Genomic DNA, 24165 nt, shown 5'->3' with positions numbered 1-24165 from the left:
AATTTCTAAGAGGATTGGATATGACAGTTCATTTCATCGGCGCAGGCCCGGGTGCGGCAGACCTGATCACGGTCAGGGGCAGGGACCTGATCGGACGCTGCCCGGTCTGCCTCTATGCCGGCTCGATCGTGTCGCCCGAGCTTCTGCAGTATTGCCCGGCCGGCGCCCGCATCATCGATACGGCGCCGATGTCTCTCGATGAGATCGAAGCGGAATATGTTCGCGCGGCGCGCGCCGGCGAGGACGTGGCTCGACTGCATTCGGGCGATCTTTCCGTCTGGAGCGCGGTCGCCGAACAGATTCGCCGGCTCGAGAAGCATGGTATCGCCTATACCATGACGCCCGGTGTGCCGGCTTTTGCCGCGGCCGCAGCAACGCTCGGCCGGGAGCTGACAATTCCAGCAGTGGCGCAAAGCCTGGTGTTGACCCGCGTTTCCGGGCGCGCCTCGCCGATGCCGAACAGCGAGACGCTTGCTGCTTTCGGCGCCACGGGCTCGACGCTGGCGATCCACCTCGCGATCCATGCGCTCGACCGGGTCGTCGAGGAGTTGACGCCGCTCTATGGCGCCGACTGCCCGGTTGCGATCGTCGTCAAGGCGTCATGGCCGGACGAGCGGGTCCTGCGCGGCACGCTCGGCGACATCGCCGCCAGGGTCGCGCTCGAGCCGATCGAACGCACGGCGCTGATCTTCGTCGGGCCTGGCCTCGAAGCCGCGGACTTCCGCGAGAGTTCGCTCTACGACCCCGCCTATCAGCGCCGCTTTCGCGGCCGCGAGTAGAGCGGGCGAGGAAAGTGTGTGCGGTTTCCGCACGCATCCCGCTCGAACTTGTTAGAATCGATCAGTCGGTGCTTTTCTCGCTTTCCGGTTTGTGCTTGCGCGGCACGCCGTTTCGTTCTTCAAAGCGGTCGCGGTAGAGCGCCGCCTGGCCGAGCAGCGCCAGCGTCACCGGCGTCGTCACGGTGACGAAGAAGATGATCAGCAGCTCGTGGAAGATCCAGCGGCTTTGCAGCACGGCGAAGCAGAGCATCGACGCCAGGCAGATCAGGATCGTGCCGCCGCTGGTCGCAATTGTCGGGGCGTGCAGCCGTTCATAGTAATTCGAAAGCCGCAGCAGGCCGAGCGAACCGATCAGCGTCATCGCCGCGCCGAGAAGCAGCAGGCTGCAGACACCGACGGCGGCCCAGGTTGGCAGGTCGGTCAGATGGCTCATTCGATCACCTCACCACGCATCAGGAATTTCGCGAAGGCGATCGAAGAGACGAAGCCGATCAGCGCTATGATCAATGCGGTCTCGAAATAGATCGTGTTCGCACTGCGGATGCCGAAGGACAGCAGCATCAGCATCGCGTTGATGTAGAGGGTATCGAGCGCGAGGATCCTGTCCTGCGCGCGTGGCCCCCTGGCGATGCGATAAAGTGCGCAGGCCATCGCCAGACCGAGCATGACCTGGGAGAGGAGCACCGACCAGGTGATCGCAAGCTCAGTCATTGGAATATCTCCTTCAACGCCGCTTCGTAACGCTTGACCGTCCCGCGCCAAACCTCCTCGTTCTGCAGGTCCAGCACATGGAAAAGCAGGGTCTTCTGGCGGCGGTCGTATTCGAGCCATGCCGTTCCCGGCGTTGCCGTCATGATGCAGGCCAGCAGCGCCAGAGCGTTCTCGTCTTCGAGATCGAGGTCGACGGTCAGAAACCCGGCGTTCGCGGGGAAACGGTGGGCGCGAAGGATGATCGACGCGACGGCGATGTTCGAGCGGACGATGTCGGCGATAACCTCGAGAAGGAAGCCAGCCGCGCGCCCGATGCGATGCAGATGCGATCTCGCGGGATGCAGCTTGAGCGTCACCCAGCCGAGCACCATACCGAGAACGAGGCCGATGAGGATCGAGCCCGGCGCCAGCGACTGGTTCAAAAGCAACCACATCACCAGCAGCACGGTCGTCAGCAGCGGATAGGGAAACCAGGTGCGCATCGTTATTGTCCCCCCGCCCTTGGCGCGGAAAGAACACGCTCGCTCTGGGACAACGGGTTGAGCAGGTCGTCAGCGGTTGCCTGCATGTAGCGCATGGCGGGGCCGGCCTGCAGGCTCAGGAAGACGCAGGCGGCGAGCAGGACGAGAACGGGCGTAATCTCGATGACGAAAACCCGCGGTACCGTGCCCTCGATCGAGGCCCAGAAGGTGCGAATGCCGATGCGGTTCATCGCGATCATGGCGGCAAGCCCAGATAGGATGAGAAGCACCACATAGGTCCAATCGGCGGCAGACATCGCGGTTGTGAGATCGGCTCCCGGCATGTCGAAGAGGCCGCGCAGGATCGCGAACTTGGCGACGAAGCCCGACAGGGGAGGCAGGCCGGAAAGAAGCACGGCACAGAGGCAGAAGCAGAGGCCGAGAACGGCCATTGTGCCCGGTATCGCGACGCCGATCTCCTCCTCTTCTTCATCCTCATCGAAGTCGCCATAGGCTTCCATCGTCACCGCCAGAACGTCGGCGCCGGCATCGCGGCCGCGGTCGACGAGTTCGATGAGCAGGAAGAAGGCGGAAATCGTCAGTGTCGAGCTGACGAGATAGAACAGGGCGCCGGCGAGCATCCCAGCGTGGCCGAGGCCGATCGCCGCAAGCAGCGTTCCGGAGGAGACGAGAACCGAATAGCCGGCAAGCCTGCCCATCGCCTGTGAAGCGAGCACGCCGATCGCGCCGAACGCGATCGTCAGCATGCCGCCGGCAACGAGCCACTCCTGGCCGAAACCTGCCGAAGGCCCGGCGGCCGCACCGAAGATGAGGAAGTGCAGGCGGACGATCACGTAGATGCCGACCTTGGTCAGAATGGCAAAGACCGCAGCGACCGGCGGCGTCGCGGCCGCGTAGGCCGGCGGCAGCCAGAAGCTCAGGGGCCACATGCCGGCCTTGACGAGAAAGGCGATGCCGAGGATCGCGGCGCCGGTTTCGACGAGTTGCCGGTTCTCAGGCGTAAGTGTTGCGAGCTTGGTGGCAAGGTCGGCCATATTCAGCGTGCCGGTGACGCCGTAGATCAGGCTGACGCCGATGAGGAACAGCGACGAGGCAGCAAGATTGATCGCGATATAGTGCAAGCCGGCCTTGACGCGCACGGGGCCGGAGCCGTGCAGCAGCAGGCCATAAGATGCGGCCAGCATCATTTCGAAGAAAACGAAGAGATTGAAGATGTCGCCCGTCAGAAAGGCGCCGTTGAGACCGGCGATGAGAAGCTGGAACAGCGAATGGAAATGGTGGCCGGCCGTGTGCCAGCGCGCCATGGAATAGACCTGGGCGGCAAGCGCCAGACCTGCCGTCAGGCAGAGCATCAGCGCGGACAAACGGTCGAGCACGAGAACGATGCCGAAGGGAGCCGGCCAGTTGCCAAGCTGATAGATGCCGGTCTCCGGCAGGTTGCCGGCGTTCGCGGCAACATGCATGAGGATCGTGGCGACAACGAAGACGATGAGCGTCGAGCCGAAGCCGAAGACACCCTTCAGCATCCGGTTGCGCTCGTCGATCGGGATCAGCGCCGCGCCGACGGCGAGCGGCAGCAGGATCGGGATGATGAGAAGGTGATGCAGCCAATCAATCATGGCGCTGCTCCCTTCCGTCGACATGGTCGGTACCGGTGAAGCCGCGCGAGGCGAGCAGCACGACGAGGAAGAGTGCCGTCATGGCAAAGCCGATGACGATCGCGGTCAGCACCAGCGCCTGCGTCACGGGATCCGTGTACTGCGCAAGGTCGCCGACGCCGCCCGGGTCGAGCACCGGCGGCGCGTTCACGCGCAGCCGCCCCATGCCGAAGATGAACAGATTGACGGCATAGGAGAGCAGTGAGAGACCGATGATGACCTGGTAGGTACGCGGCCTCAGCAACAAATAGACGCCTGACGCGGTCAGCGCACCGATCCCCGCGGAGAGAATGAGTTCCATTACCGAACCCCCTCCTTTTCGGCGCGCACTGCCCGCATGTGGGCGCGCGGCGCGCGGACAGACTGGTGGGCCAGCGCAATGAGGATCAGCACCGTGGCGCCGAGGACTAGCGAAAAGACGCCGAGATCGAAGAGGATGGCGCTCGCCAGCGGGAACTTGCCGACGATCGGCAAGGTTGCATACTGTGCGTGCGAGGTGAGGAACGGATAGCCGAAGACCCACGATCCGGCGCCGGTCGCCGTTGCGACCAGAAGGCCGATGCTCATCCAGCGCAGCGGGTGGATGCGTAACCGCTCCTCGACCCAGCGGGTGCCGCCCGACATATATTGCAGGATGAAGCCGATCGACATGGCGATGCCCGCGGCAAAGCCGCCGCCCGGCAGGTCGTGTCCGCGCAGGAAGAGATAGGCGGCCAGCAGACCGGTGACGGGGAACATCCACCGCATGATGACGGAGGGCACGAAGAGGTACTCGGCGACGCTGTCGCCGGCTGCACGGTCCGGGTGGTCGTCGTCGAAGGCGTTCTGCACCCGCTGCTGTTCCGGGGCCTCCAGACTGTCGGCCTGCGGACGGAAGCGCAAGAGAAGCGCAAAGACCGTCAAGGCGACGATGCAGAGCACGGCGATCTCGCCAAGCGTGTCGAAGCCGCGGAAGTCGACGAGGATGACGTTGACGACGTTGGTGCCGCCGCCCTCTGTGTAGGCCCGTTCAAGGAAATAGCTCGCGATGGTTTCCGGCAGTGGCCGCGTCATGACCGTATAGGCGACGACCGTCACCCCGCCGCCGGCGAGGATCGCGAGAATGAAGTCGCGCAGCCGCCTGAGGCGGATGCGGAAGGGAAGATCCTCGGCATCCTCGGGCTGCTCGATGCGCTTCGGCAGCCAGCGCAATCCGAGCAGGATCAGCACGGTCGTGACGATTTCGACCAGAAGCTGGGTTACCGCGAGGTCGGGTGCGGAAAGCCAGACGAAGGTGATGCAGGTGACGAGGCCCGCGCCGCCGAGCAGCACGAGCGCTGCAAGCCGATGAAACTTCGCCTGGTAGGCCGAACCGACGGCACAGGCGATGCCGATCACCCAGAGCAGGGCGAAAGCCGGATCGATGCCGCGTATGACGAGCGGCGGAAGCTTGAAGCCGCCGAGCACAAGCGGTGACGCCCCGGCTGCGAGTGCAAGGAGGACGACGTAGCACATCTGCGGCTGCAGGCGGCGCGTGCCGAGCCTCTGCTCCAGCGAGCGGGCCCACTTCCATGAGAGCGTTACCAGCACGCGTTCGAAGATTCGTTGACCCTGGAGCAGGCGGAAGACCGGCGGGCCTTCGACACTGGTCGCAAGGTAGGAACGCATCAGGAAATAGAGGCCGACCCCGCCCGACAGCGCCACGAAGCTCATGATCAGCGGGACGTTCAAGCCGTGCCAGACGGCAAGGCTGTATTGCGGCGTGCGATCGCCGAGGATCGAGACGACGGCCGTGTGCAGGAATGGACCGATCGTCTGCGCGGGGATGATGCCGACGACGAGGCAGGCAAGCACGAGGAAGTCCACCGGCGCGCGCATCCAGCGCGGCGGTTCGTGGGGTTTCTTGGGCAGATCCTTCGGCATGGGGCCGTAGAAGACGCCGTGAATGAAGCGCAGGGAATAGGTGACGGCAAACATGCTCGCGATCGTCGCGACATAGGGTGTTATCGTATCGAGCGTGTTGATGAGGTGCGTCTCGATCGCCTCGGCGAAGAACATCTCCTTGGAAAGAAAGCCATTGAGCAGCGGCACGCCGGCCATTGCCGCGCTTGCCACCATGGCAAGCGTGGCGGTGATCGGCATGTAGTGGAAGAGACCGCTCAGCCTTCGCATGTCGCGCGTGCCGGTTTCGTGGTCGATGATGCCCGCGGCCATGAACAGCGAGGCCTTGAAGGTGGCGTGGTTGACGATGTGGAAGACCGCGGCAACGGCTGCCAGCGGGCTGCCGAGGCTCAGGAGCACGGTGATGAGCCCCAGATGACTGATCGTCGAATAGGCGAGGAGCCCCTTCAGATCCTGCTGGAAGATCGCGAAATAGGCGCCGAGCAGGAGGGTCGTGAGCCCGGCGAGGCCGACGATCCAGAACCAGGCCTCGGTGCCGGCCATCACCGGCCACAGCCGCGCAAGCAGAAAGACGCCGGCCTTCACCATGGTCGCCGAATGTAGATAGGCAGAGACCGGCGTCGGCGCAGCCATCGCGTGCGGCAGCCAGAAATGGAAGGGAAACTGCGCGCTCTTCGTGAGGGCGCCGAGCAGCAGAAGGATGAGGACGGTCAAGTAAAGCGGGTGGTTGCGGATCGCATCGCCCGAGGCGAGAACGACGTCGAGATCGTAGCTCCCGACGATCCGGCCCATGATCAGCAATCCGACCAGCATGCAAAGCCCGCCCATGCCGGTCATCGTCAGCGCGATGCGCGCGCCGTCGCGGGCGTGCGCATTGTGGTGCCAGTAGCCGATCAGCAGGAAAGAGACGATGCTCGTCAGCTCCCAGAAAACCGCAAGCAGGATGAGGTTGCCGGAGAGCACGACGCCGAGCATCGATGCCATGAAGGCAAGGAACAGCGCGAAGAAGCGCGGGACCGGGTCCTCGGCAGCCATGTAGTAGCGGGCATAAAGGACGACGAGAACGCCGATCGCCGTGATCAGCGCCGAAAACAGCCAGGCGAAGCCGTCCATCCGCAGTGTGAAGTTGAGCCCGAGCTCGGGGATCCAGTCGAGTTGATAACGCAGCACCCCGCCGGAAGCGACGAAGGGATAGAGTCCCGCGGTCACCAGAAAGCAGACAAGGGCGATCGCACCTGCGAACCAGGCCGTGGCACCGCGTTGATCGGACGGAAAGAAGATTGCGATGAGGCTTCCCGCAAAAGGCGCGAGAATGAAAACAGGCAGCAATTTTCCCGCGTATTCTATCGTTCCGTTCCCCTCGTTGGGTATGTTGGAGAGTGGGACCAGGGGTCCCGGCAGGAGTGTCGCTTAAAGGCGACCACCGCAAACGATGCCCGGATCATCCGCGAAGCGGCAAAGGCATATGTTTTTATGACTTTTTTCCGGGCGACTGCCAAGCCTTGCGGAAAGAAAAACGCACCAAATCCGGCGACGGTTTCCGCGTGTCTAGGCGGCCTGCCAGCGGCGCTCGAAAACGAATGTGGCGAGATCGTTGGCATTCATCGGCCGGGCGAAGGCGTAGCCCTGCAGCCCGTGGCAGCCCAACTCCCTGAGGATGCGGGCATGCTCCAGCGTCTCGACGCCCTCGGCGATCACTTCGATGCCGAGCGAGGTGCCGATGTCGATGATCGATTCGACGAGCCGTCGCTGCGCCGGCGAGGTCAGGATCGGCACGATCAGCTGCCGATCGATCTTCAGCCGGCGCGGCGTCAGTTTCGTAAGGCTGAGAATGGAGGCGTAGCCGGTTCCGAAATCGTCGATCTCGATGTCGATTCCGAGTTCCTTGATGCGCTCGATGTTCGAGAGCACCGCCACGTCGTTTTCGTCGAAGGAGATCGATTCGAGCAGTTCGAAGGAAAGTCGCCCTTCGGGTATCCGCATCTGCTTGAGGCGCTCGATCAGGCCGTCGTCGCGCAGCCGCGGATAGGAGAGATTGACCGAGACTTTCGGGATGCGGATGCCGTTCGCTTCCCACCTCCAGATCTGGAACAGCGCCTGTTCCAGGATTTTCTGGTCGATCGATGCGACGACGTTGATATCTTCCGCTGTCTTCAGAAATGCATGCGGGCTGAGCAGTCCCTTGGTCGGGTGATCCCACCGCACCAGCGCTTCGACGCCGATGACGTCGAGGGAGGTCGGGCAGAATTGCGGCTGGAAATGCGCGATGAATTCATTCCGCTCGAGACCGCGAAGAATTTCGTCGGCGGTCTGCTTGGTCTGGAATACCGCCGTCTTCAGCGCGCCGGTGAAGGTCTCGTGCCTGTTGCGCCCGCGGCGCTTGGCCTCGTAAAGCGCGATGTCGGCGTTGACGAGAACCTGCGAAAGCTCGTCTCCCGCGAGCGATTGGGCGGCAATGCCGATGCTGACGCCGATACGGCATTCCTGATCCTTGTAGCGGACCGGCACGCTCATCGCTTCGATGACACGTGATGCAAGCGCGGCGTCCTCGTCCTGGCCGTGGCTTTGCCGGATGATCACGAATTCGTCGCCGCCGATGCGGGCAACGAAGTCACCCTCACGCGCATTCCGCCGCAAGAGTTCAGCCGCATGCCTCAGGATTTCGTCGCCGGCAGCATGGCCGAGCGTGTCGTTGATCTGCTTGAAGCGATCGAGATCCATATGAAATATGCTGAGCTTCGCTCGATCGTCGAAATGCTGGCTGCGGTCGGCGAGGATCTGGTCGAGGAAGCGTCGGTTCGGCAGGCCGGTGAGCGGATCGTGCAGCGCGTTGAATTCCATCCGATGGCGCGCGGCTTCCAGTTCGCTGCTATGGGCCTCGGCAAGCCGCTTGGCCTCGGAAAGCGTGGCTCTCGTTTCGAAGTCGGCCGTCACGTCCCAGTTGACGCCGACGATCTTCCGGCGCCCGTCTGCGCCGACGTGGGTGGAGCCGATCGCCCGTATGTGGCGGACCTCGCCGCCAGCGAGGCGGATGCGGAACTCGGAATTATAGGCGCCACCGCTCGCCCGCGCTTCGGCAAACTCCCCTTCGGCGCGTGCCAGGTCGTCCGGGTGCAGCGTATTCTTCCAGTCTTCGTAGATTTCGCGCATTGAATTCCCGATGCCGTAGAGCTCCCTCATCCGGCCGTCCCACAGCAACTTTCCGCTCTCGATATCGAGTTCCCAAATACCGATTTCGGACGTGTCGAGCGCGATCTTCAGCCGATGGGAAAGTTCCTGAAGCTGATCCTTGCTTTGCTTCAGAGCGCGAATGTTCCGTTGGCGCTCGGCCATGAGCCGGCCCGTGAAGAGCATGGGAATGATGATCATCAAGCCGCCGATCGCGATCAGGAGACGGATCTGCCAGGCGTTGGCAGGCGTCGCCGGCCAACCGCCCTTGGGGATGGCGGCGATGCTCCATGAACCTCCGGGGAGGGATACGCTCATCTCGACCGGGGCGTGGCTGAAGATCGCGGGATCGCCGAAGAAGACCGCTCCCTCGCGTCCGAGGCCGTCGCGACCCGCTATCGCAATGTCGATGCCGAGCGCCGAAGAGACGAGGCCGCTGTCGTGATAAAGGCGCTCGACATCGATCACCGCCGAAACGACGCCCCAGAAGCGATTGCTGCCGCCGCCAAAATCGGTCGACACCGGAAACCGTCCGATCAGGCCCTTGCCGCCCTGGACGAGGTTGACCGGGCCGGCGAGCACCATCTTGCCGGTTTCCCTGACGCGCATCACCGCGGTGCGCTGACTTTCGTTCTTGCGGTAATCGAGCCCGACGACCCTTTCGTTGCCGGAGGTCGGATAGACCATCGATACGACAAGGTCCGGAGCGGCCGCAATGTGGCGAAGCTGCGACCGCTCGGTGAAGATGCTGCGGGCCAGCTCGCCGAAGCGCTGTTGCTGCATGCCGGGTTCGGTTGCGATCGTGCCGATCAGGCCGCGAACAAGCTGGAGGTTGCCGTTGATGCTGGATTCGATTCTCGAGCGTATCGGATTGAGCTCGTCCGCCACCAGTGCGCGCTCCCGTGCTTCGGAGATGACCAGATTCTGGTTATCGGCAAGGAATCCCGCGATCACGACGACAAGGGTCGCAATGAACGTCGGTAAATAGCTCGGTGTCAAAACCCGAGAGAACCAAGGCTCTCCAAGGTTAACGGCACGTTTATCTGACACAAGGTCACCCCAGGGCGGTGCATACGGCGAAGAACCGCGGGATGATTACAAATTCTTCTTAACAATTATTGCCCTGCTTCGTTCGATTCTTGCATATCGGCTTCGTTGTTCGTCATCGCAGTGCCTTCTCCTCGATCATCGCCTGCAATGTTTCGAGCCTGTCGGCGTCCCGCGGCAGTTTATCCGCCCTCAGGCGGGCGATGCGCGGAAAGCGCATCGCGACGCCCGACTTGTGCCGGGTCGAGCGATTGAGGCCTTCGAACGCGACCTCGACGACGAAGCCGGCGTCGGGCTCGGCGCGGACAGCTCGTACCGGACCGAAGCGCTCGACCGTATTGTCGCGAACGAAGCGGTCGAGAATTTCGAGTTCGGCATCGGTAAAGCCGAAATAGGCCTTGCCGACCGGGACCAAGACGGTTTGCCCGTCGCTCTCCGTCCAGACGCCGAAGGTGAAGTCGGAATAGTAGCTCGATCGTTTGCCGTGGCCGCGTTGCGCATACATCAGCACCGCGTCGATATTGAAGGGTTCCCGCTTCCACTTGAACCAGGGTCCCTTCGCCCGGCCGGCGACATAGGGCGAGTCCAGCCGCTTGAGCATGACGCCTTCGATCACCGGGTCCGGTGGGTTCGAGCGAAGCCGATCGAGTTCCTCCCAGGTCGAGAAGGGGACGAGCGGCGACAAGTCGAAATGCTGCGGCGATGCGGCTTCGATCACTGCACTGAGGACCTCGCGACGGGTCTGGAAAGGTTCGCTCCGGATGTCCCGTTCGCCGGAAAAGAGGATATCGTAGCCGCGAATGAAGGCGGGGTAGTCCTCCAGCATCTTGCGATTGACGGTCTTGCGGTTCAGGCGCTGCTGCAGGTCCGCGAAGGTGCCGGTCGCCTGGTTGCTGCGGGCCGTCCCGCCCACCAGCAGTTCGCCGTCGATGACGCCGGTAAAGTCGGCCGCTTCGAGGATTTCCGGAAATGCGCCGGAAATCTCGTCGCCGCTGCGGGAATAGAGCCGCCGCACGCCGCCGATATTCGCCAGCTGCACGCGGATTCCGTCCCATTTCCACTCGGCGGCGAAGTCCGCTGGATCCAGTCCTGCGAGATCGCCTTCGCCGACCGGTGTGGCGAGCATGACGGCATGAAAGACCGCCGGCGTCTTGAGGACCGGCATGTCCGCTTCGCCGTTGAGCCAGAGAAAAAGCGGCAGATAGGGTGGCGTCAGACCGTGCCAGAGGGTTTCTATCTCGCTGACATCCTTGCCGCCCATTTCTGCCAGCGCCTGTTTTGCCAGCCGTGCCGAAACGCCGATCCTGAGGCCCCCGGTCACGAGCTTCAGAAAGGCGAAGCGGCCCGACGTGTCGAGCTGATCGAGCGTGTCGCGGACGAGCGATCGCACCTCGGACCGGCCCGCCATCTGCAGCCGTTCAACGACCTCTCCGAGCGGAATATCGGCTGCAACGCGCTCCTGCGGCGGCTCCCACACCAGCGAGACGGTCTCCGCGAGATCGCCGACATAGTCATAGGAATAGCGAAACAGCACGTCGTCCATGCGCTCGAGCAAGAGGTCGCGGATCAGTTGGGGCTTGACCGTATTGAGACTCAGCGTACCGGCGATCGCGGCAAGAGCGTAACCGCGGCTCGGGTCGCCGGCCTCGCGAAAATAGTCCGCGAGCAGGCGGATCTTGGCATTTCGCTGCGGCGTCAGAACCAACCGGTCCAGCAGTTCGGCGAAGGCCTTCATGGCTCTCACTCTCCCTCGTCGTCGTAGCCGACGAGGTGAAGCGGACGCGCCGGAATGCCTTGCAATTCGCACCAGCGCACCAGGGCCTCTTCACGGCCATGCGTCACCCAGACTTCGGCCGGCGCGATCTCGCGTATCGTTCCCGTGAGTTCGGCCCAGTCGCAGTGATCGGATATGACGAGGGGCAGTTCGACGCCGCGTTGCTTGGCGCGCTGGCGGATGAGCATCCAGCCGGAGGCGAAGACAGCAAGCGGCTCGGCGAAGCGCCGCGCCCAGCGATCGGCAAAGGCGGAGGGCGGGCCGATGACGATGGCGCCGGCCAAATCCTGCCGGCTCTCGCCGGCCAACGTCGCTGGGCGGATTTCGCCGAGATCGATGCCCTCGCTCTGGTAGTACTCGCACAGTTTGGCGAGTGCGCCGTGGATGTGGATCGGATCGTCATAGCCCTGCTGGCGCAGGAGGGCGATGACCCTCTGCGCCTTGCCGAGCGCATAGGCACCGACCATGTGGGCGCGCTCTGGAAACTGCCGTAGCGACATCAGCAGTCGGGCGATCTCGGCGCCGTCGTCCGGATGGTGAAAGACCGGGAGGCCGAAGGTCGCCTCGGTGATGAAGACGTCGCAGCGGACCGGCTCGAAAGCCCGGCAGGTCCGATCCGGCCGCCGTTTGTAGTCGCCGGAGACGACGATCCGCGTTCCATCCGCCTCGACGGCGATCTGCGCCGAGCCCAGCACATGGCCGGCCGGGTGAAAACGGACGGTCACGCCGTTGACGGTGATCGTTTCGCCGAGGGAGGCGATCTGGCTCGCGCCGCAAAAGCCATCGCCGTAGCGGATGCGCATGATGTCGAGCGTCTCACGAGTCGCGAGCACGTGAGCGTGACCCGCGCGGGCATGATCGGCATGGCCGTGCGTGATGAGCGCCCGCTCGACCGGCTGAACCGGGTCGATGTAGAAGTCGCCTTTCTCGCAGTAGAGTCCCCTGGGGGCGGGGTAGAGCAGGTTGTCCGGTCTCATGCAAACAAAGATAGCCGGCAGAGGCGCGTCTGCCAGCTATGCGGACAAGATTTTCGCCGCCCGCGTCTGAGCCGCGCCTTAGTGATTTAACGAGAGTGTATCGGCGATCAGTCTAAGCACGCCCTCGGCATCGATGGCGGTGCAGACCTTCTGGCTCGGAAGCCCGTCCCAGGGGCTCGGCGGAAACAGGCGCGCATCCGGTTTCTGGATCGTCTGCCCGTCGGCGATGCCACCGCAGATGACGCGGACAGAGCCGCTGCGGGTGCGGAATAAGTCCGGCGCAACCACATAGGCGCAGGCACAGCTGTCATGGACGATCATGCCGTCGTCGACATGCTGCTCGTAGAAGGTGATGTAGAACTGCGAGATATCGGACAGGAGTCTTGCCGGCGCGCCGCCACGCTCGGCGATATCGACCAGCATGGCCCGCGTCATCACCGTCCGGGTGGTCACGTCGAGGCCGATGACGGTGACGGGCCAGGGCGCCGTCATCACCACGTCGGCTGCTTCCGGATCGCCGTGGATGTTGGCTTCCGCCGCCGGCGTGATGTTGCCGGGAACGTCGAAGGCGCCGCCCATGATCACGACCTCTTTGACCAGCGCGGCGATTTCCGGATCTTCGCTGAGCGCCAGCGCCAGATTGGTCATCCGCCCAACGGCGACGAGCGTCACCTCGCCGGGATTGGCCCGCACCGTATCGATGATGAAGCGATGGGCCGGACGGGGGTCGAGCGGCAGGTCGATCGTTTCCGGCACGTCGATATTGCCGAGCCCGTCGTCGCCATGAATGCCCGTCGGCCAGCCGACATGGGGGCGGCCGTGATTAAAGGTCTCGCCGAGCCCCTTGGCGACCGGTGCCGCGATGTTCCACGCCTGCTTCAGGAAGAGCGCGTTTCGCGTCGTCGTCTCGACCGAGGCATTACCGAAAACGGAGGTGATGCCGATGAGATCAATATCCGGGTGGCGGTGCAGGAAGAGAAGCGCCATCGCGTCGTCGACGCCGGGATCCGTATCGAAAATAACCTTGTGCATGTGTTCGTCTTTTCTTGTTCTGGGATGAGGAAAGTGAGAACGCCGCCCTATGGAAAAGCGGCGCATACCGAAAGGTGTCAAATCAACGCTTTCGCCTGTCGACAACAGTTCCGCGCTCGCGCCCGATGATGCCTGCTCCGACTATTCCGATAGGCGCCATGATCCGGCTAGTCCCCCCGCGTGAAGAATTGCGGCATCCCTTTTAGTTGAGCCCGGCGCGAGAGCAAGGCCTGCATGCGGTCAGTCGCCATGAACGGCTCCCGCGGGAGCATCCCGCTGGACGGACTTAAACTTTCCGAAAGGTCGTTGACTTATCGTGGCAACGGCCTGCGGGCTTTTCTTTGCAATTTCGAAGACGACAGCGGAGCCGCGGGTGAAGGCTATTTTCAGCAGATTGCGTCCTTCCAAAAGGCTGGTGGTCATCCTGTCCGCCGCGCTCAGTGTTTCCGCCGCATCCGGTGGTGCCGCCGTCTATGTCGGCCGCGACAGGCTCATGGCCCGTCTTGCCGAGCCGTCGCGATCCGGGCTTGAATGTACGACGATCCGGACGCTGAAGCTCGATCACAAGGGCCAGCGCTGGGTCAGGACGCATGTAAAGACCGACAGGGCGAGCGGACCAGACCGCATCAGGACGGCGCTGCGCGTGGTCGGTGCGCTATCGCACAAGGAGAAGGCCGATCTCTACCAGGTCGTCGTGCTCGATGCGGCGGGGCCGGAGGAGCGGGCTGCGGTACGCGGTGCGGCCATCGGCGCCGAGGTTCTTTTTGCTCCCGGTCCCCGGAGCGTCAGGGGCATGGAGGAGCCGTTCCGCGCTTCTTACAATGACGGGGCCGCGAACGCCTCCGGCATGTTCCACGGCAAGACCGTTCGGCTTGAGCTTGACGAGGTGCGCGCCCTGATGAGCGCCATGGAGGACCACTCGCTTTGCGTCGATCCGTCGGCGGCAGCAACGGAAGGCGCGGAGGCCGGCGAAGCCGCCGAGCAAATGGTCGAGAGCGCGGAGGCGCCCGCCGGCCATTAGGAGGAAAAGCGTGTGCGGTTTTCCGTCGCGTCCCGCGGCTCGGCTTATTAGGATTGATCACGTTTATGATTTTTGGTCGATCCGGCCCAAAATCATCGTGATCCAAGGCAATCCGTCGGGACAAAAGCAAAGCCCGCCTAGTGAAGGCGGGCTTTGGCCAAGTCTGTACGTGCGGCTTAATCGGCCTTGTGGCGCCGGGCCGGGAACAGGATGACGTCGCGGATCGACGGCGCGTTGGTCAGTAGCATGATCAGCCGGTCGACGCCGATGCCGAGGCCGCCGGCCGGCGGCATGCCCTGGTCGATCGCATCGAGGAATTCGTCATCGAGCTGCTTCGCCAGTTCGCCGCGCGCATGCGCCTGTTCGAGCTGCTCGACCATGCGGGCGCGCTGCTCTTCCGGATCGTTGAGCTCCGAGAAGGCATTGCCGAGCTCCCAGGTGTTGCAATAGGTCTCGAAACGCTCGACGAGGCGCGGCTCGTCTGGCACTTCCTTGGCGAAAGGCGAGATGTCCTTCGGGAAATGCGTGACGTGGGCGGGCTGGATCAGCGTCGGTTCCACCTTTTCCTCGAAGACGAAGGCGAGGCATTCGCCCCAGGTCCAATCCTTCTCGACCTCGAAGCCGGCGGCCGCGGTTGCAGCGCGCGCCTCCTCGTCGGTCTTCATCGCCAGGAAGTCGATGCCGGTCGCTTCCTTGACGGCGTCCGGCATGGGCACGCGTCGGAACGGCCCCTTGAAGGAGATCTCCTTGTCGCCATAGGTGAATTCCGTTGTGCCGTGGATCGACATCGCCAGTTCGGCGAACAGCCGCTCGACGAGGTCCATCACGTCCTCGTAGTCGGCATAGGCCCAATAGCACTCCATCATCGTGAATTCCGGATTGTGCCGGGTGGAGACGCCTTCGTTACGGAAGTTGCGGTTGATCTCGAAGACCTTGTCGGTCAGCCCCGAGACCAGCGTGCGCTTCAGGTAGAGTTCCGGCGCGATGCGCAGGAACATGTCCAGCTTCAGCGTGTTGTGATGCGTCTTGAACGGCTCGGCGGTGGCGCCGCCATAGACCGAATGCAGCATCGGCGTCTCGACTTCCATGAAGCCGTCGTTCTCCATGAAGCGGCGGATGCCGGATACGATGCGGCTGCGCTGCTGGAAGCGGAGCTTCGACTCCTCGTTGGTCATGATGTCGAGATGACGCTTGCGGTAGCGCAATTCGATATCGGAGAGGCCGTGCCACTTCTCCGGCATCGGCAGCAGCGACTTGGTCAGCATCGTGATCGCTTGCGCGTTGATCGTGAGCTCGCCGCGCTTGGTGCGGCGGACAACGCCCGTAACGCCGATGATATCGCCGATGTCGATCATCGGCAGCAGTGCACGCGCCTCTTCCGGCGTCGTGTCCTTGTGCGAGAAAATCTGAATCTTGCCGGAGGCGTCATGGATATCCATGAACATGCCGGAGTTGCGCGAGGAAAAGACGCGGCCGGCGACGGTCACGACGTCCTGCGTTTCGGTGTCCGGCTCCAGGCTCTCATATTTCGCCGCGAGTTCCGCATTGGTCATCGTCCGGTGGAAGTGCGCCGGATAGACGTCGCCGATCTGCTCGCGCAGCAGCTTCAGCTTCTGTGCGCGCACTTCCGTTGCGTCGGAGGAAAGGCTGGCCGTTGCTGTCTTCTCGTTCATGGTCCTGTCCTTACTTTCCGCTGCCCGCCATGGACGCGACCACCTGAGCCGCGACCTTCAGGCGCTGGCGCACGACGGCGCGGCCGAGCAGTTCCATCGAATCGAACAGCGGCAGCGAGCGCTGCGAGCCCGATACGGCGACGAAGAGCGGCGCGACAATGGCCTTCAGCTTCTTGCCCATGCGCTCGGCGACCGCGCGCAGTTCCGCCTCGATTGATTCCTTGTTCCATTCGAGGATCTTTTCAAGATCCGGCTGAACGGTATTGAGGATCTCGAGCACTTCTTCCGGCGACGCTTTCATGCCGGCAAAGGCCGCCGGTTGCAGGCCGAGATCCGACTTCAGCAGGAAGGCCGCGAGGTCGGGCAGTTCGCCGAGCTTCGAGATGCGCGACTGGGCGAGCTTCAGGCCTTCCTTGAGACGGTCGTTTTCCATCGCCCAGGCGAAGACCCGCGCGGCAAAGTCTTGCTCTGAGAGCTTCTCGCGGATCCAGCGCGCGTTCAACCAATCGAGCTTCTGAATATCGAAGATCGCGCCGGCCTTCGAGAGGTTTTCCGGATCGAACTTCTCCGCCAGTTCCTCCATCGAGAGAAGTTCTTCGCCTTCGGCGATCTGGATGAAGAACAGGCCGAGGAAATTCATCAACGCTTCCGGCAGGTAGCCGAGCGCCGTGTAGTAGGAGATCGACGTCGGGTTCTTGCGCTTCGACAGCTTCGACTTGTCGGCATTGCGCATCAGCGACAGGTGCATGAACTTCGGCGGTTCAAGGCCGAGATACTGATAGATCAGGATGTGCTTCGGCACGGAGGCCAGCCACTCCTCGCCGCGCGCGACGTGGGTGATCTTCATCAGGTGGTCGTCGACGACGTTCGCCATGTGGTAGGTCGGCATGCCGTCGGCCTTGAGCAGGACCTGCATGTCGACTGCGTCCCACGGGATCTCCACGTCGCCATAGACGCCGTCATGGAACCTGCACGAGCCTTCGGTCGGGATCTTCATGCGCACGACATGCGGCTCGCCGGCGGCGACGCGCGAGGTCACTTCCTCGGCCGAGAGGCTAAGGCACAGGCCGTCATATTTCGGCGGCTTGCCCGCGGCGCGCTGCGCCTCGCGCATCTGCTCCAGCCGTTCGGGCGTGCAGAAGCAGCGGAAACCGTGACCATTCGCGACGATCTTCTCGACGTAGGGCTTGTAGATGTCCTTGCGGTCGCTCTGGCGATAGGGCCCGTAGGGGCCGCCGATATCGGGGCCTTCGGACCACTTCAGCCCACACCATTTCAGCGCGTCGAGCACCTTCTGTTCAAACTCCGGCGTCGAGCGCGTCGCGTCTGTGTCCTCGATACGCAGGATGAACTCGCCGCCGTGCTTCTTTGCGAAGAGATAGTTGAACAGCGCAATATAGGCCGTGCCGACATGCGGTTCGCCGGTGGGAGAGGGTGCAATGCGCACCCGGACTGCTGAATCTGCCATGGTCTTTGCCCGTTTCGACGTGCTTTTAGGCCCTTGCCGGAGTGCATTTCCGGCGTATGGGCGCGCATTTTATGGGAAGGAAAGGCCCACAAGGGTGCCGCACCAGCGGTATCGGCGGGCAATTCCAGTCGGCTGGCGTGAGACCATAGAAAGCCCCGCGTGTCAACGGAAAGTGGACAGGCCATTTTGTTGGAACGTTTGCGGTCGTCAGGCGTTTATTCAATCGAGGACGCGGACCGTGTCAACCGGACGCGACGGAAGTGGAGAATGCGGGAATTTTTCCGGTTTCCTCCCGCAACCAACGAAAACGGTAGTCGAACTCCCAACCCGTCCGGTTCGTATCCTCACTTGTCTCCCGCAGTCAAAGAAGCCTGCATTCGGCGAATGCAGGCTTCTTCTTTTGGCGTTTCGCGCGGCTATGACTGCACGAGAGCATCGTCTTGTACGTTCATTTGAACAGTCTGACGTTTTAAGACGACGCAATTCCGGACGGAAACACTGCGCCCTTTTCCTGGAATTGCTTTAGTGCAGCTTCTTCGCCTGCTGCTTTCGCAGCCGGGCGTTGCGTGCCATCATGTTCAGCATTTCGACGAGGGCCGAGAACGCCATGGCGGCGTAGACGTAGCCTCTCGGTACGTGGAAGCCCATACCTTCGGCAATCAGCGTGGTGCCGATCATCAAGAGGAAGGCAAGCGCCAGCATCACGATCGTCGGGTTCCGCTCGATGAAGTTGGCAAGCGGCGTCGCTGCAAGCAGCATGACGGTCACCGCGACGATGACGGCTGCAACCATGATCGGCAGATGCGGGGTCATGCCGACGGCGGTGATGATGCTGTCGACGGAGAAGACGAGATCGAGCAGCAGGATCTGGCCGATCGCCGCGGCAAAGCCGTTGATCGCCGACGTCGCGATGAAGTCCTCCCCATGATCGCTCGGATCGACATTGTGGTGGATTTCCTTGGTCGCCTTCCAGACGAGGAAAAGACCGCCGGCGATGAGAATCATGTCCTTCCAGGAAAAGGGGTGGTCGAAGGCCTCGAAAACCGGTTCGGTCAGTTGCACAATCCAGGCAACCGTGCCGAGCAGCGCCAGCCGCATGATCAGTGCAAGGCCTATGCCGATGCGGCGGGCGCTGACGCGGCTTTCGGCGGGAAGCTTGTTCGTGAGAATGGAAATGAAGATCAAGTTGTCGATGCCGAGCACGACTTCCATGACAATGAGCGTAACCAGAGCGACCCAAGCCTCGAGGCTTTGGGCAAGCGTCAGGATTTCCTGCATCGGCGATCTTCCTCTCCTTGATCACGAGGATCTTGGTCGAAACGACCAAATCATTCAACATGACCGGTTCTGACAAATTTGAGCGGGCGAGGAAAACCGCGCGAAGTTCTCCTCGCCCGCTCTGGGCGTCGTCGCCCAGGATTCGCCGGAGTATTTAAGGATCATCGCCGCAGTGGCAAGCGCCGCTGCCGTTCGCGGCCGCGTTTTACCGTTTACTGTTTTATCGGCACCCAAATTTCGACAATGCCCATTCCCGTGCGGGGATCGAAGCGCTCGTCATATTTTTCCATCAGGTCCGGAAGTCGGCCGTGCTCCAGCCCGGACTGCGGAAACCATGACCCGAAAATGTAATGGGCGGTGGTAGAGATCGCCGATATGTGTCCTTTGTGGAGGAATACCGCATAGCGTTGCCTGGGCAATTTCTGAACGGCAAAGTCTGCCGGCAACCCGTCTGTATCGCCGACTTCCACCGAGGCCATGTAACGAAAGCGCCCGGCCTCGCCGTCCGACTGGGTGCATACACCATAGGCGACATTCCCGCGCTGACCGGGCACATTGCCGAAATGGGCGTTGAAGCGCTGCCAGAGCGAAGGGATGCCCTCGGTGCGATTGTAGGCATAGGTTTCAGCGAGACCGGCGAGGAGAAGTCCGGGGCTCTCCTCGAAACGGGGCGGTTCGATCTTCAATGTGCGTGCGTCGTCCATCCTGATCGGCTCCATCAGTTCGACATTGCGGACGTGCCCTTGCTTGCGGACAGACTCGGGTGTCACGCCGAACTGTTCGCGAAAGGCACGGGTGAAGGCCTCGTGCGAGCCATAGCCCGCATCGAGGGCCACTTCGAGAATGCTGGATGTGCCATCGGCGAGGGCCTGCGCGGCGCCGCTGAGGCGTCGGCCGCGGATATAGGCGCTAATCGAACAGCCGGTCGAAAGCCCGAACAAGCGTGACAGGTGGTAGCGCGAGAGGCCTGCGGCCTCGGCGATCTCGTCCAGCGATATATCCTCTGCGAAATGGCTCTCGATGAACCAGATCGCCCTGCCGATTGAACTCATGCTCACTCCCTTGCAGCGCCCGGGCGTCTTGTGAGACGCGCAAGGTCACCGCAGCACTTTGACTCGCCGCATGATTTTGTCCTTAGACCGATTTCGGTTTTGCGGAGTCATGCAGTGGACATGCACGTCTTACGGCCTCGCGGGCGGGCGCGTTTGATCGCAATTGCTGGATTGGCAGAGAACGGCGCCCGCGAGAAGCGGTGCGGCAATTCAAAGTGTTACAGCATCCCTTGCACGTCTGGTAAGACGCGCCGCGCTGCAGGCCGGGTTTCAGCCGGCGTTCGATTTCTGGCCGTAGGCGGCCAAGAACACGCGGATGGCCGATCTCACGTTCTTGTCGATCCGCTCGGCGGAGGGTGCCTCGCACATGCCGAAGAGGCGGCCTTTGAAGATTCCGGCCGAGGACAGTTCGATGAACTGTTTCGCGGCTATTTCCGTATCGTCGATCGATAGAGTGCCAGCCTCGACCTGCTGGTCGAGATAAGCTTTCAGGACCGTGTAGCCGTTTTCCGGTGTTGAGGTGAAGAACCGCTGGGCCAGCCGCGGCATCCGATCGATCACGCTGAGCACAGTGTGCATGGCCCGGATCGTGTAGTCGGACGTCATGCTTGTCACCAGCGTCACGCCGAAATCATAAAGCGTGTCTTCGAGCGGCGCGTTTTCGTTCAGCAACTGCTTAACGCTGTCCACGATGCGGCTGCGCTCGCGCGCAATCAGCGCCTCGAACAGGTCCTCCTTGTTCTCGAAATAGACGTAGAGCGTGCCTTTCGAAACGCCTGCCTCGCGGGTGATATCATTCATGCTGGCAGCGTCGAAGTTGCTCCTCATGAAAACGCGCTTTGCGCCTTCGAGGATTTGCTCGCGTTTGGCCGGATCCTCGCCGGCGGCGTGTCGCCCACCGCTCGAAAGGTGTTGTTGCTGATCCTGCAGGGGTTTTTCCTGCTCTAGGCTTTTCGCTGACGTCATGGCTGCCGGAAGTTCCACTCCTTTCATCAAGATGATCTTAGACGAATTTATCCAAAACCATAAACACGGCCGCTTCGAACAAAGACAAGAGGCAGGCAGGGCCCGCGGGCACTTTTGTTTGCCTTTGAACAAGCAATCGAACCGGCCAGTTCGATTGCCTCTTGATATGCGATGCAAAAGGCATTATGTCAACCTCAATCGAACCGAACGGTTCAGTTCAATCCCAGCAAAAACCGGTGTCATATGTCCGCTACCAGCACCTCCAGCGCTGCCCGTGTCCGTCCCGTCGGCGATGATTTTGAAGTCGGGACTCCGAAGCCGGAAGCGCCCGCACCCACAAGCGAGGCCCCGTCCGTCGTGGAGCACAAGGCCGCTGACGTTGCCGCGCCACAGAAAAGGCGCCGCAAGCCGATCCTGCCGGTCCTGGGGCTGGCACTGCTCGCTGCCGCTGCGTGGTACGGCTACGACTGGTGGACCAACGGCCGTTTCATGGTATCGACCGATGACGCCTATATCGAAGGCGATATCGCGACCATCTCGCCGAAGGTGTCCGGCTATGTCGCCAAGGTCGACGTGGTCGCCAACCAGCATGTGAAGGCAGGTGATCCGTTGGTTACGCTCGACGACGGCGACTATCGCATCGCTGCGGAGCAGGCCGAGGCGCAGATTTCCACGCAGAAACTGGCGCTCAGCCGCTTCGATGCGCAGATCGCCGGGGCAAAGGCGAGCCTCAGCCAGGCCGAAGCCCAGAAGACAGCCCTTGAGGCGACCGTCCGCGGCGCCGAACTGACGCAGAAGCGCGCCAGCGACCTTCAGTCCAAGGCCGTCGGAACGGTCGCCTCACGCGACAATGCCGATGTCGCGCTCGATCAGGCGCGCGCAAATCTCGTCGGGGCCGAGGCCAACATCGCCGCGGCCAGAGCGAACATCACCGTGCTCGAGGCGCAGCGTACCGAAGCGGAAAGCACGATCCGCTCGCTGGAGCTCGCGCTCGACAAGGCCGATCGCGACCTGGGCTTTACCGTGCTCAAGGCACCCTATGACGGCGTCGTCGGCAATGTCGCGGTTCAGGTCGGAGATCTCGTCTCCGCCGGGCAGCGTCTCGCGGCCCTCGTGCCGGTGGACCAGCTCTATATCGATGCCAATTTCAAAGAAACGCAGATCGCGCATCTGGTACCGGGCTCCAAAGTCCAGATCCATGTCGACGCCTATGACGACCATCCGATCGAAGGCACTGTCGCCTCGATTGCGCCGGCGTCCGGCTCGGTCTTCTCGCTGCTGCCGGCGGAAAATGCGACCGGCAACTTCACCAAGGTCATCCAGCGCGTTCCGGTGCGCATCAAAATCCCGGCCGACGTGCTGGCCGAAGGGCACTTGCGCGCTGGCTTGAGCGTCGTCGTCGACGTCGATACCCGCACGGCGCCCGATCAGTCGAAAGTGGCTGCAGCAAAGTAAGGCCGCATAGCGGACGAGGAGTGGCGGAGATGGCCGCAACGGCAACGGCAGGCTCGGTCGCGGCAATCGCGCCCAGAGCCGAGGAGCGTATGGACCCGAGACGGCTGATCGCCTTCTTTGCGATGGTGGTCGGCATGTTCATGGCGATCCTCGACATTCAGATCGTGTCGGCCTCGCTCGCCGAAATCCAGGCCGGCCTTTCGGCCGGATCGGACGAGATCGGCTGGGTGCAGACCGCCTATCTCATCGCCGAAGTCATCATGATCCCTTTGTCGGGCACGCTCGCCCGCATCGTTTCGACGCGGGTGCTGTTTTCCGTCGCTGCGGCCGGGTTCACCGCGTCGAGCGCACTTGCCGCGACCGCCACCAATATAGACCAGATGATCATCTACCGGGCGATCCAGGGATTTATCGGCGGCGGCATGATCCCGTCGGTCTTCGCCGCCGCCTTCACGATCTTCCCGCCCTCGAAGCGCAATGTCGTCTCGCCGATCATCGGCCTGATCGCAACGCTTGCGCCCACCATCGGCCCGACCGTCGGCGGTTATTTGAGCCACGCCTTCTCCTGGCACTGGCTGTTTCTCGTCAACGTCATCCCGGGCATCATCGTCGCGACGCTCACCTGGACCTTCATCGACTTCGACAAGCCCGAACTGGGACTGATGAAGAAGTTCGACTGGTGGGGGCTGCTCTCCATGGCGGTCTTCCTCGGCTCGCTCGAATATGTGCTGGAGGAGGGCAACGCCAACGACTGGTTCAATGACGAGCACATCGTCATCGGCGCGGTTGCCGCGGCGCTTGCTGCCGCCGTGTTCTTCTATCGCGCCTTCAAGGTCGAGTTCCCGGTGGTCGATCTCAGGGCCTTCGCCAATCGTAACTTCGCCTTCGGTTCGCTCTTCTCCTTCGTCATGGGTATCGGCCTCTATGGTCTTACCTATCTCTACCCTCTCTATCTCGGGCGCATCCGGGGCTACGACTCGCTGATGATCGGCGAGACCATGTTCGTTTCCGGCCTTGCCATGTTCTTCACGGCGCCGGTCGCCGGCTTTCTTTCCGGCCGCCTCGACCCGCGGGTGATGATGACCATTGGTTTTGCGGGCTTTGCAGCCGGTACCTGGTCGATGAGCCAACTGACTGCCGACTGGGACTTCTGGGAGCTGCTCGTGCCGCAGATCCTGCGCGGCTGCTCGCTGATGCTCTGCATGGTGCCGATCAACAACATCGCGCTCGGCACGCTGGCGCCCGCCCGCATCCGCAATGCGTCCGGCCTTTATAATCTGACGCGCAACCTCGGCGGTGCCGTTGGTCTTGCGGTCATCAACACCATTCTGACGCAGCGCCAGGATTTCCACTATGCCCGGCTTGCCGAGCATATCCAGTGGGGCAACCCGGAGGCGGTGGAACGGCTCCGGAACATGGCCTCGAGCTTCACCGCACACGGCCTCGACGGAACGACGATCGCGGTCAAGCAACTCGCAGCGATGGTGCAGACGCAGGCGGTGATCCTGTCCTTCGTCGACGTCTTCGTGATCTTGACGGTGCTCTTCCTGTCACTGATCATCGGGGTCATGATGATCAGCAAGCCGCAGGGCGCCGGCGGCAGCGGCCACTGACGGAAGCGGCACGCTTTACGTGCCGCATTCCCTGCTGCACACTCCATGACGGCTGAAGCCGATGGGCTGTCCGGTTCCGCAGAAGCGGACTTGGCTGCGGGGAGGTGTCCAAGGTGAGCAATGCGGATTG

Annotated in this window: 19 protein-coding genes; 4 read left to right on the top strand and 15 right to left on the bottom strand. The window is 62.5% G+C overall.

Annotated features, from left to right (window positions below; translation table 11 throughout):
- The first annotated feature begins 20 nt into the window (after window positions 1-20).
- The gene (gene cobM / locus QN222_RS12990; protein ID WP_283961232.1) at window positions 21-779 is read left to right on the top strand and encodes a precorrin-4 C(11)-methyltransferase; all 759 of its coding nucleotides are present in this window, start codon (window positions 21-23) and stop codon (window positions 777-779) included.
- A 61-nt stretch (window positions 780-840) separates the two neighbouring features.
- Here cobM and mnhG read toward each other — a convergent pair whose 3' ends face one another.
- From mnhG to QN222_RS12940, 10 genes are all read right to left on the bottom strand, one after another.
- Window positions 841-1212 carry a monovalent cation/H(+) antiporter subunit G gene (gene mnhG, locus QN222_RS12985; RefSeq protein ID WP_283961233.1) on the bottom strand — a complete coding sequence of 124 codons (372 nt, stop codon included), beginning with the start codon at window positions 1210-1212 and terminating at the stop codon, window positions 841-843.
- Window positions 1209-1490 carry a K+/H+ antiporter subunit F gene (locus QN222_RS12980; RefSeq protein ID WP_153436990.1) on the bottom strand — a complete coding sequence of 94 codons (282 nt, stop codon included), beginning with the start codon at window positions 1488-1490 and terminating at the stop codon, window positions 1209-1211. The genes mnhG and QN222_RS12980 overlap by 4 nt, the downstream gene beginning before the upstream one ends.
- Window positions 1487-1972: a Na+/H+ antiporter subunit E gene (locus QN222_RS12975; protein WP_283961234.1), complete on the bottom strand. Its 486-nt coding sequence runs from the start codon at window positions 1970-1972 to the stop codon at window positions 1487-1489. Before QN222_RS12975 ends, QN222_RS12980 begins: the two co-directional genes overlap by 4 nt.
- A 2-nt stretch (window positions 1973-1974) precedes the next feature.
- Entirely contained in the window at window positions 1975-3591 is a 1617-nt protein-coding gene (locus QN222_RS12970; RefSeq protein ID WP_283961235.1) for a monovalent cation/H+ antiporter subunit D, read from the bottom strand.
- Window positions 3584-3931 (bottom strand): Na+/H+ antiporter subunit C, encoded by a 348-nt coding sequence (locus QN222_RS12965; RefSeq protein ID WP_283961236.1) that lies wholly within the window; start codon window positions 3929-3931, stop codon window positions 3584-3586. Before QN222_RS12965 ends, QN222_RS12970 begins: the two co-directional genes overlap by 8 nt.
- Window positions 3931-6858 carry a monovalent cation/H+ antiporter subunit A gene (locus tag QN222_RS12960; RefSeq protein ID WP_336621026.1) on the bottom strand — a complete coding sequence of 976 codons (2928 nt, stop codon included), beginning with the start codon at window positions 6856-6858 and terminating at the stop codon, window positions 3931-3933. Before QN222_RS12960 ends, QN222_RS12965 begins: the two co-directional genes overlap by 1 nt.
- 201 nt (window positions 6859-7059) lie before the next feature.
- The gene (locus QN222_RS12955; protein WP_283961238.1) at window positions 7060-9729 is read right to left on the bottom strand and encodes an EAL domain-containing protein; all 2670 of its coding nucleotides are present in this window, start codon (window positions 9727-9729) and stop codon (window positions 7060-7062) included.
- Window positions 9730-9841: 112 nt separating this feature from the next.
- Window positions 9842-11461, bottom strand: coding sequence for a cisplatin damage response ATP-dependent DNA ligase (locus QN222_RS12950; protein ID WP_283961239.1), 1620 nt, complete (start codon window positions 11459-11461; stop codon window positions 9842-9844).
- A 5-nt stretch (window positions 11462-11466) separates the two neighbouring features.
- Window positions 11467-12477 carry a ligase-associated DNA damage response exonuclease gene (locus tag QN222_RS12945; RefSeq protein ID WP_283961240.1) on the bottom strand — a complete coding sequence of 337 codons (1011 nt, stop codon included), beginning with the start codon at window positions 12475-12477 and terminating at the stop codon, window positions 11467-11469.
- Between the two features lie 78 nt (window positions 12478-12555).
- Window positions 12556-13509, bottom strand: a complete 954-nt coding sequence (locus tag QN222_RS12940) for a nucleoside hydrolase (protein WP_283961241.1) — start codon at window positions 13507-13509, stop codon at window positions 12556-12558.
- Window positions 13510-13882: 373 nt separating this feature from the next.
- On the opposite strand from QN222_RS12940, the gene QN222_RS12935 reads away from it, so the two are divergent.
- Entirely contained in the window at window positions 13883-14530 is a 648-nt protein-coding gene (locus QN222_RS12935; RefSeq protein ID WP_283961242.1) for a hypothetical protein, read from the top strand.
- A 176-nt stretch (window positions 14531-14706) separates the two neighbouring features.
- Here QN222_RS12935 and lysS read toward each other — a convergent pair whose 3' ends face one another.
- The 5 genes from lysS to QN222_RS12910 all read right to left on the bottom strand — a co-directional run bounded on the left by lysS (window position 14707) and on the right by QN222_RS12910 (window position 20967).
- The gene (gene lysS, locus QN222_RS12930) at window positions 14707-16203 is read right to left on the bottom strand and encodes a lysine--tRNA ligase (protein ID WP_283961243.1); all 1497 of its coding nucleotides are present in this window, start codon (window positions 16201-16203) and stop codon (window positions 14707-14709) included.
- Between the two features lie 10 nt (window positions 16204-16213).
- Window positions 16214-17671: a glutamate--tRNA ligase gene (gene gltX, locus QN222_RS12925; RefSeq protein WP_283961244.1), complete on the bottom strand. Its 1458-nt coding sequence runs from the start codon at window positions 17669-17671 to the stop codon at window positions 16214-16216.
- Window positions 17672-18193: 522 nt separating this feature from the next.
- Window positions 18194-18949, bottom strand: a complete 756-nt coding sequence (locus tag QN222_RS12920; RefSeq protein WP_283961245.1) for a TerC family protein — start codon at window positions 18947-18949, stop codon at window positions 18194-18196.
- A gap of 212 nt (window positions 18950-19161) precedes the next feature.
- Window positions 19162-20001 (bottom strand): AraC family transcriptional regulator, encoded by an 840-nt coding sequence (locus QN222_RS12915; RefSeq protein ID WP_283961246.1) that lies wholly within the window; start codon window positions 19999-20001, stop codon window positions 19162-19164.
- A gap of 270 nt (window positions 20002-20271) precedes the next feature.
- Window positions 20272-20967, bottom strand: a complete 696-nt coding sequence (locus QN222_RS12910) for a TetR/AcrR family transcriptional regulator (protein WP_283961247.1) — start codon at window positions 20965-20967, stop codon at window positions 20272-20274.
- A gap of 243 nt (window positions 20968-21210) precedes the next feature.
- Here QN222_RS12910 and QN222_RS12905 point away from each other — a divergent pair, with 243 nt between their 5' ends.
- Complete coding sequence (locus QN222_RS12905; protein WP_283961248.1) at window positions 21211-22422, top strand: HlyD family secretion protein; 1212 nt, start codon at window positions 21211-21213, stop codon at window positions 22420-22422.
- Between the two features lie 29 nt (window positions 22423-22451).
- Window positions 22452-24035: a DHA2 family efflux MFS transporter permease subunit gene (locus QN222_RS12900; protein ID WP_283961249.1), complete on the top strand. Its 1584-nt coding sequence runs from the start codon at window positions 22452-22454 to the stop codon at window positions 24033-24035.
- Window positions 24036-24165: the final 130 nt, after the last annotated feature.

The sequence above is a fragment of the Sinorhizobium sp. 6-70 genome (assembly GCF_030124375.1).
Classification (GTDB): Bacteria; Pseudomonadota; Alphaproteobacteria; order Rhizobiales; family Rhizobiaceae; genus Sinorhizobium.
Note: the sequence above shows the minus strand (reverse complement) of the source record. Positions and strands in the feature narration are given on the sequence as shown.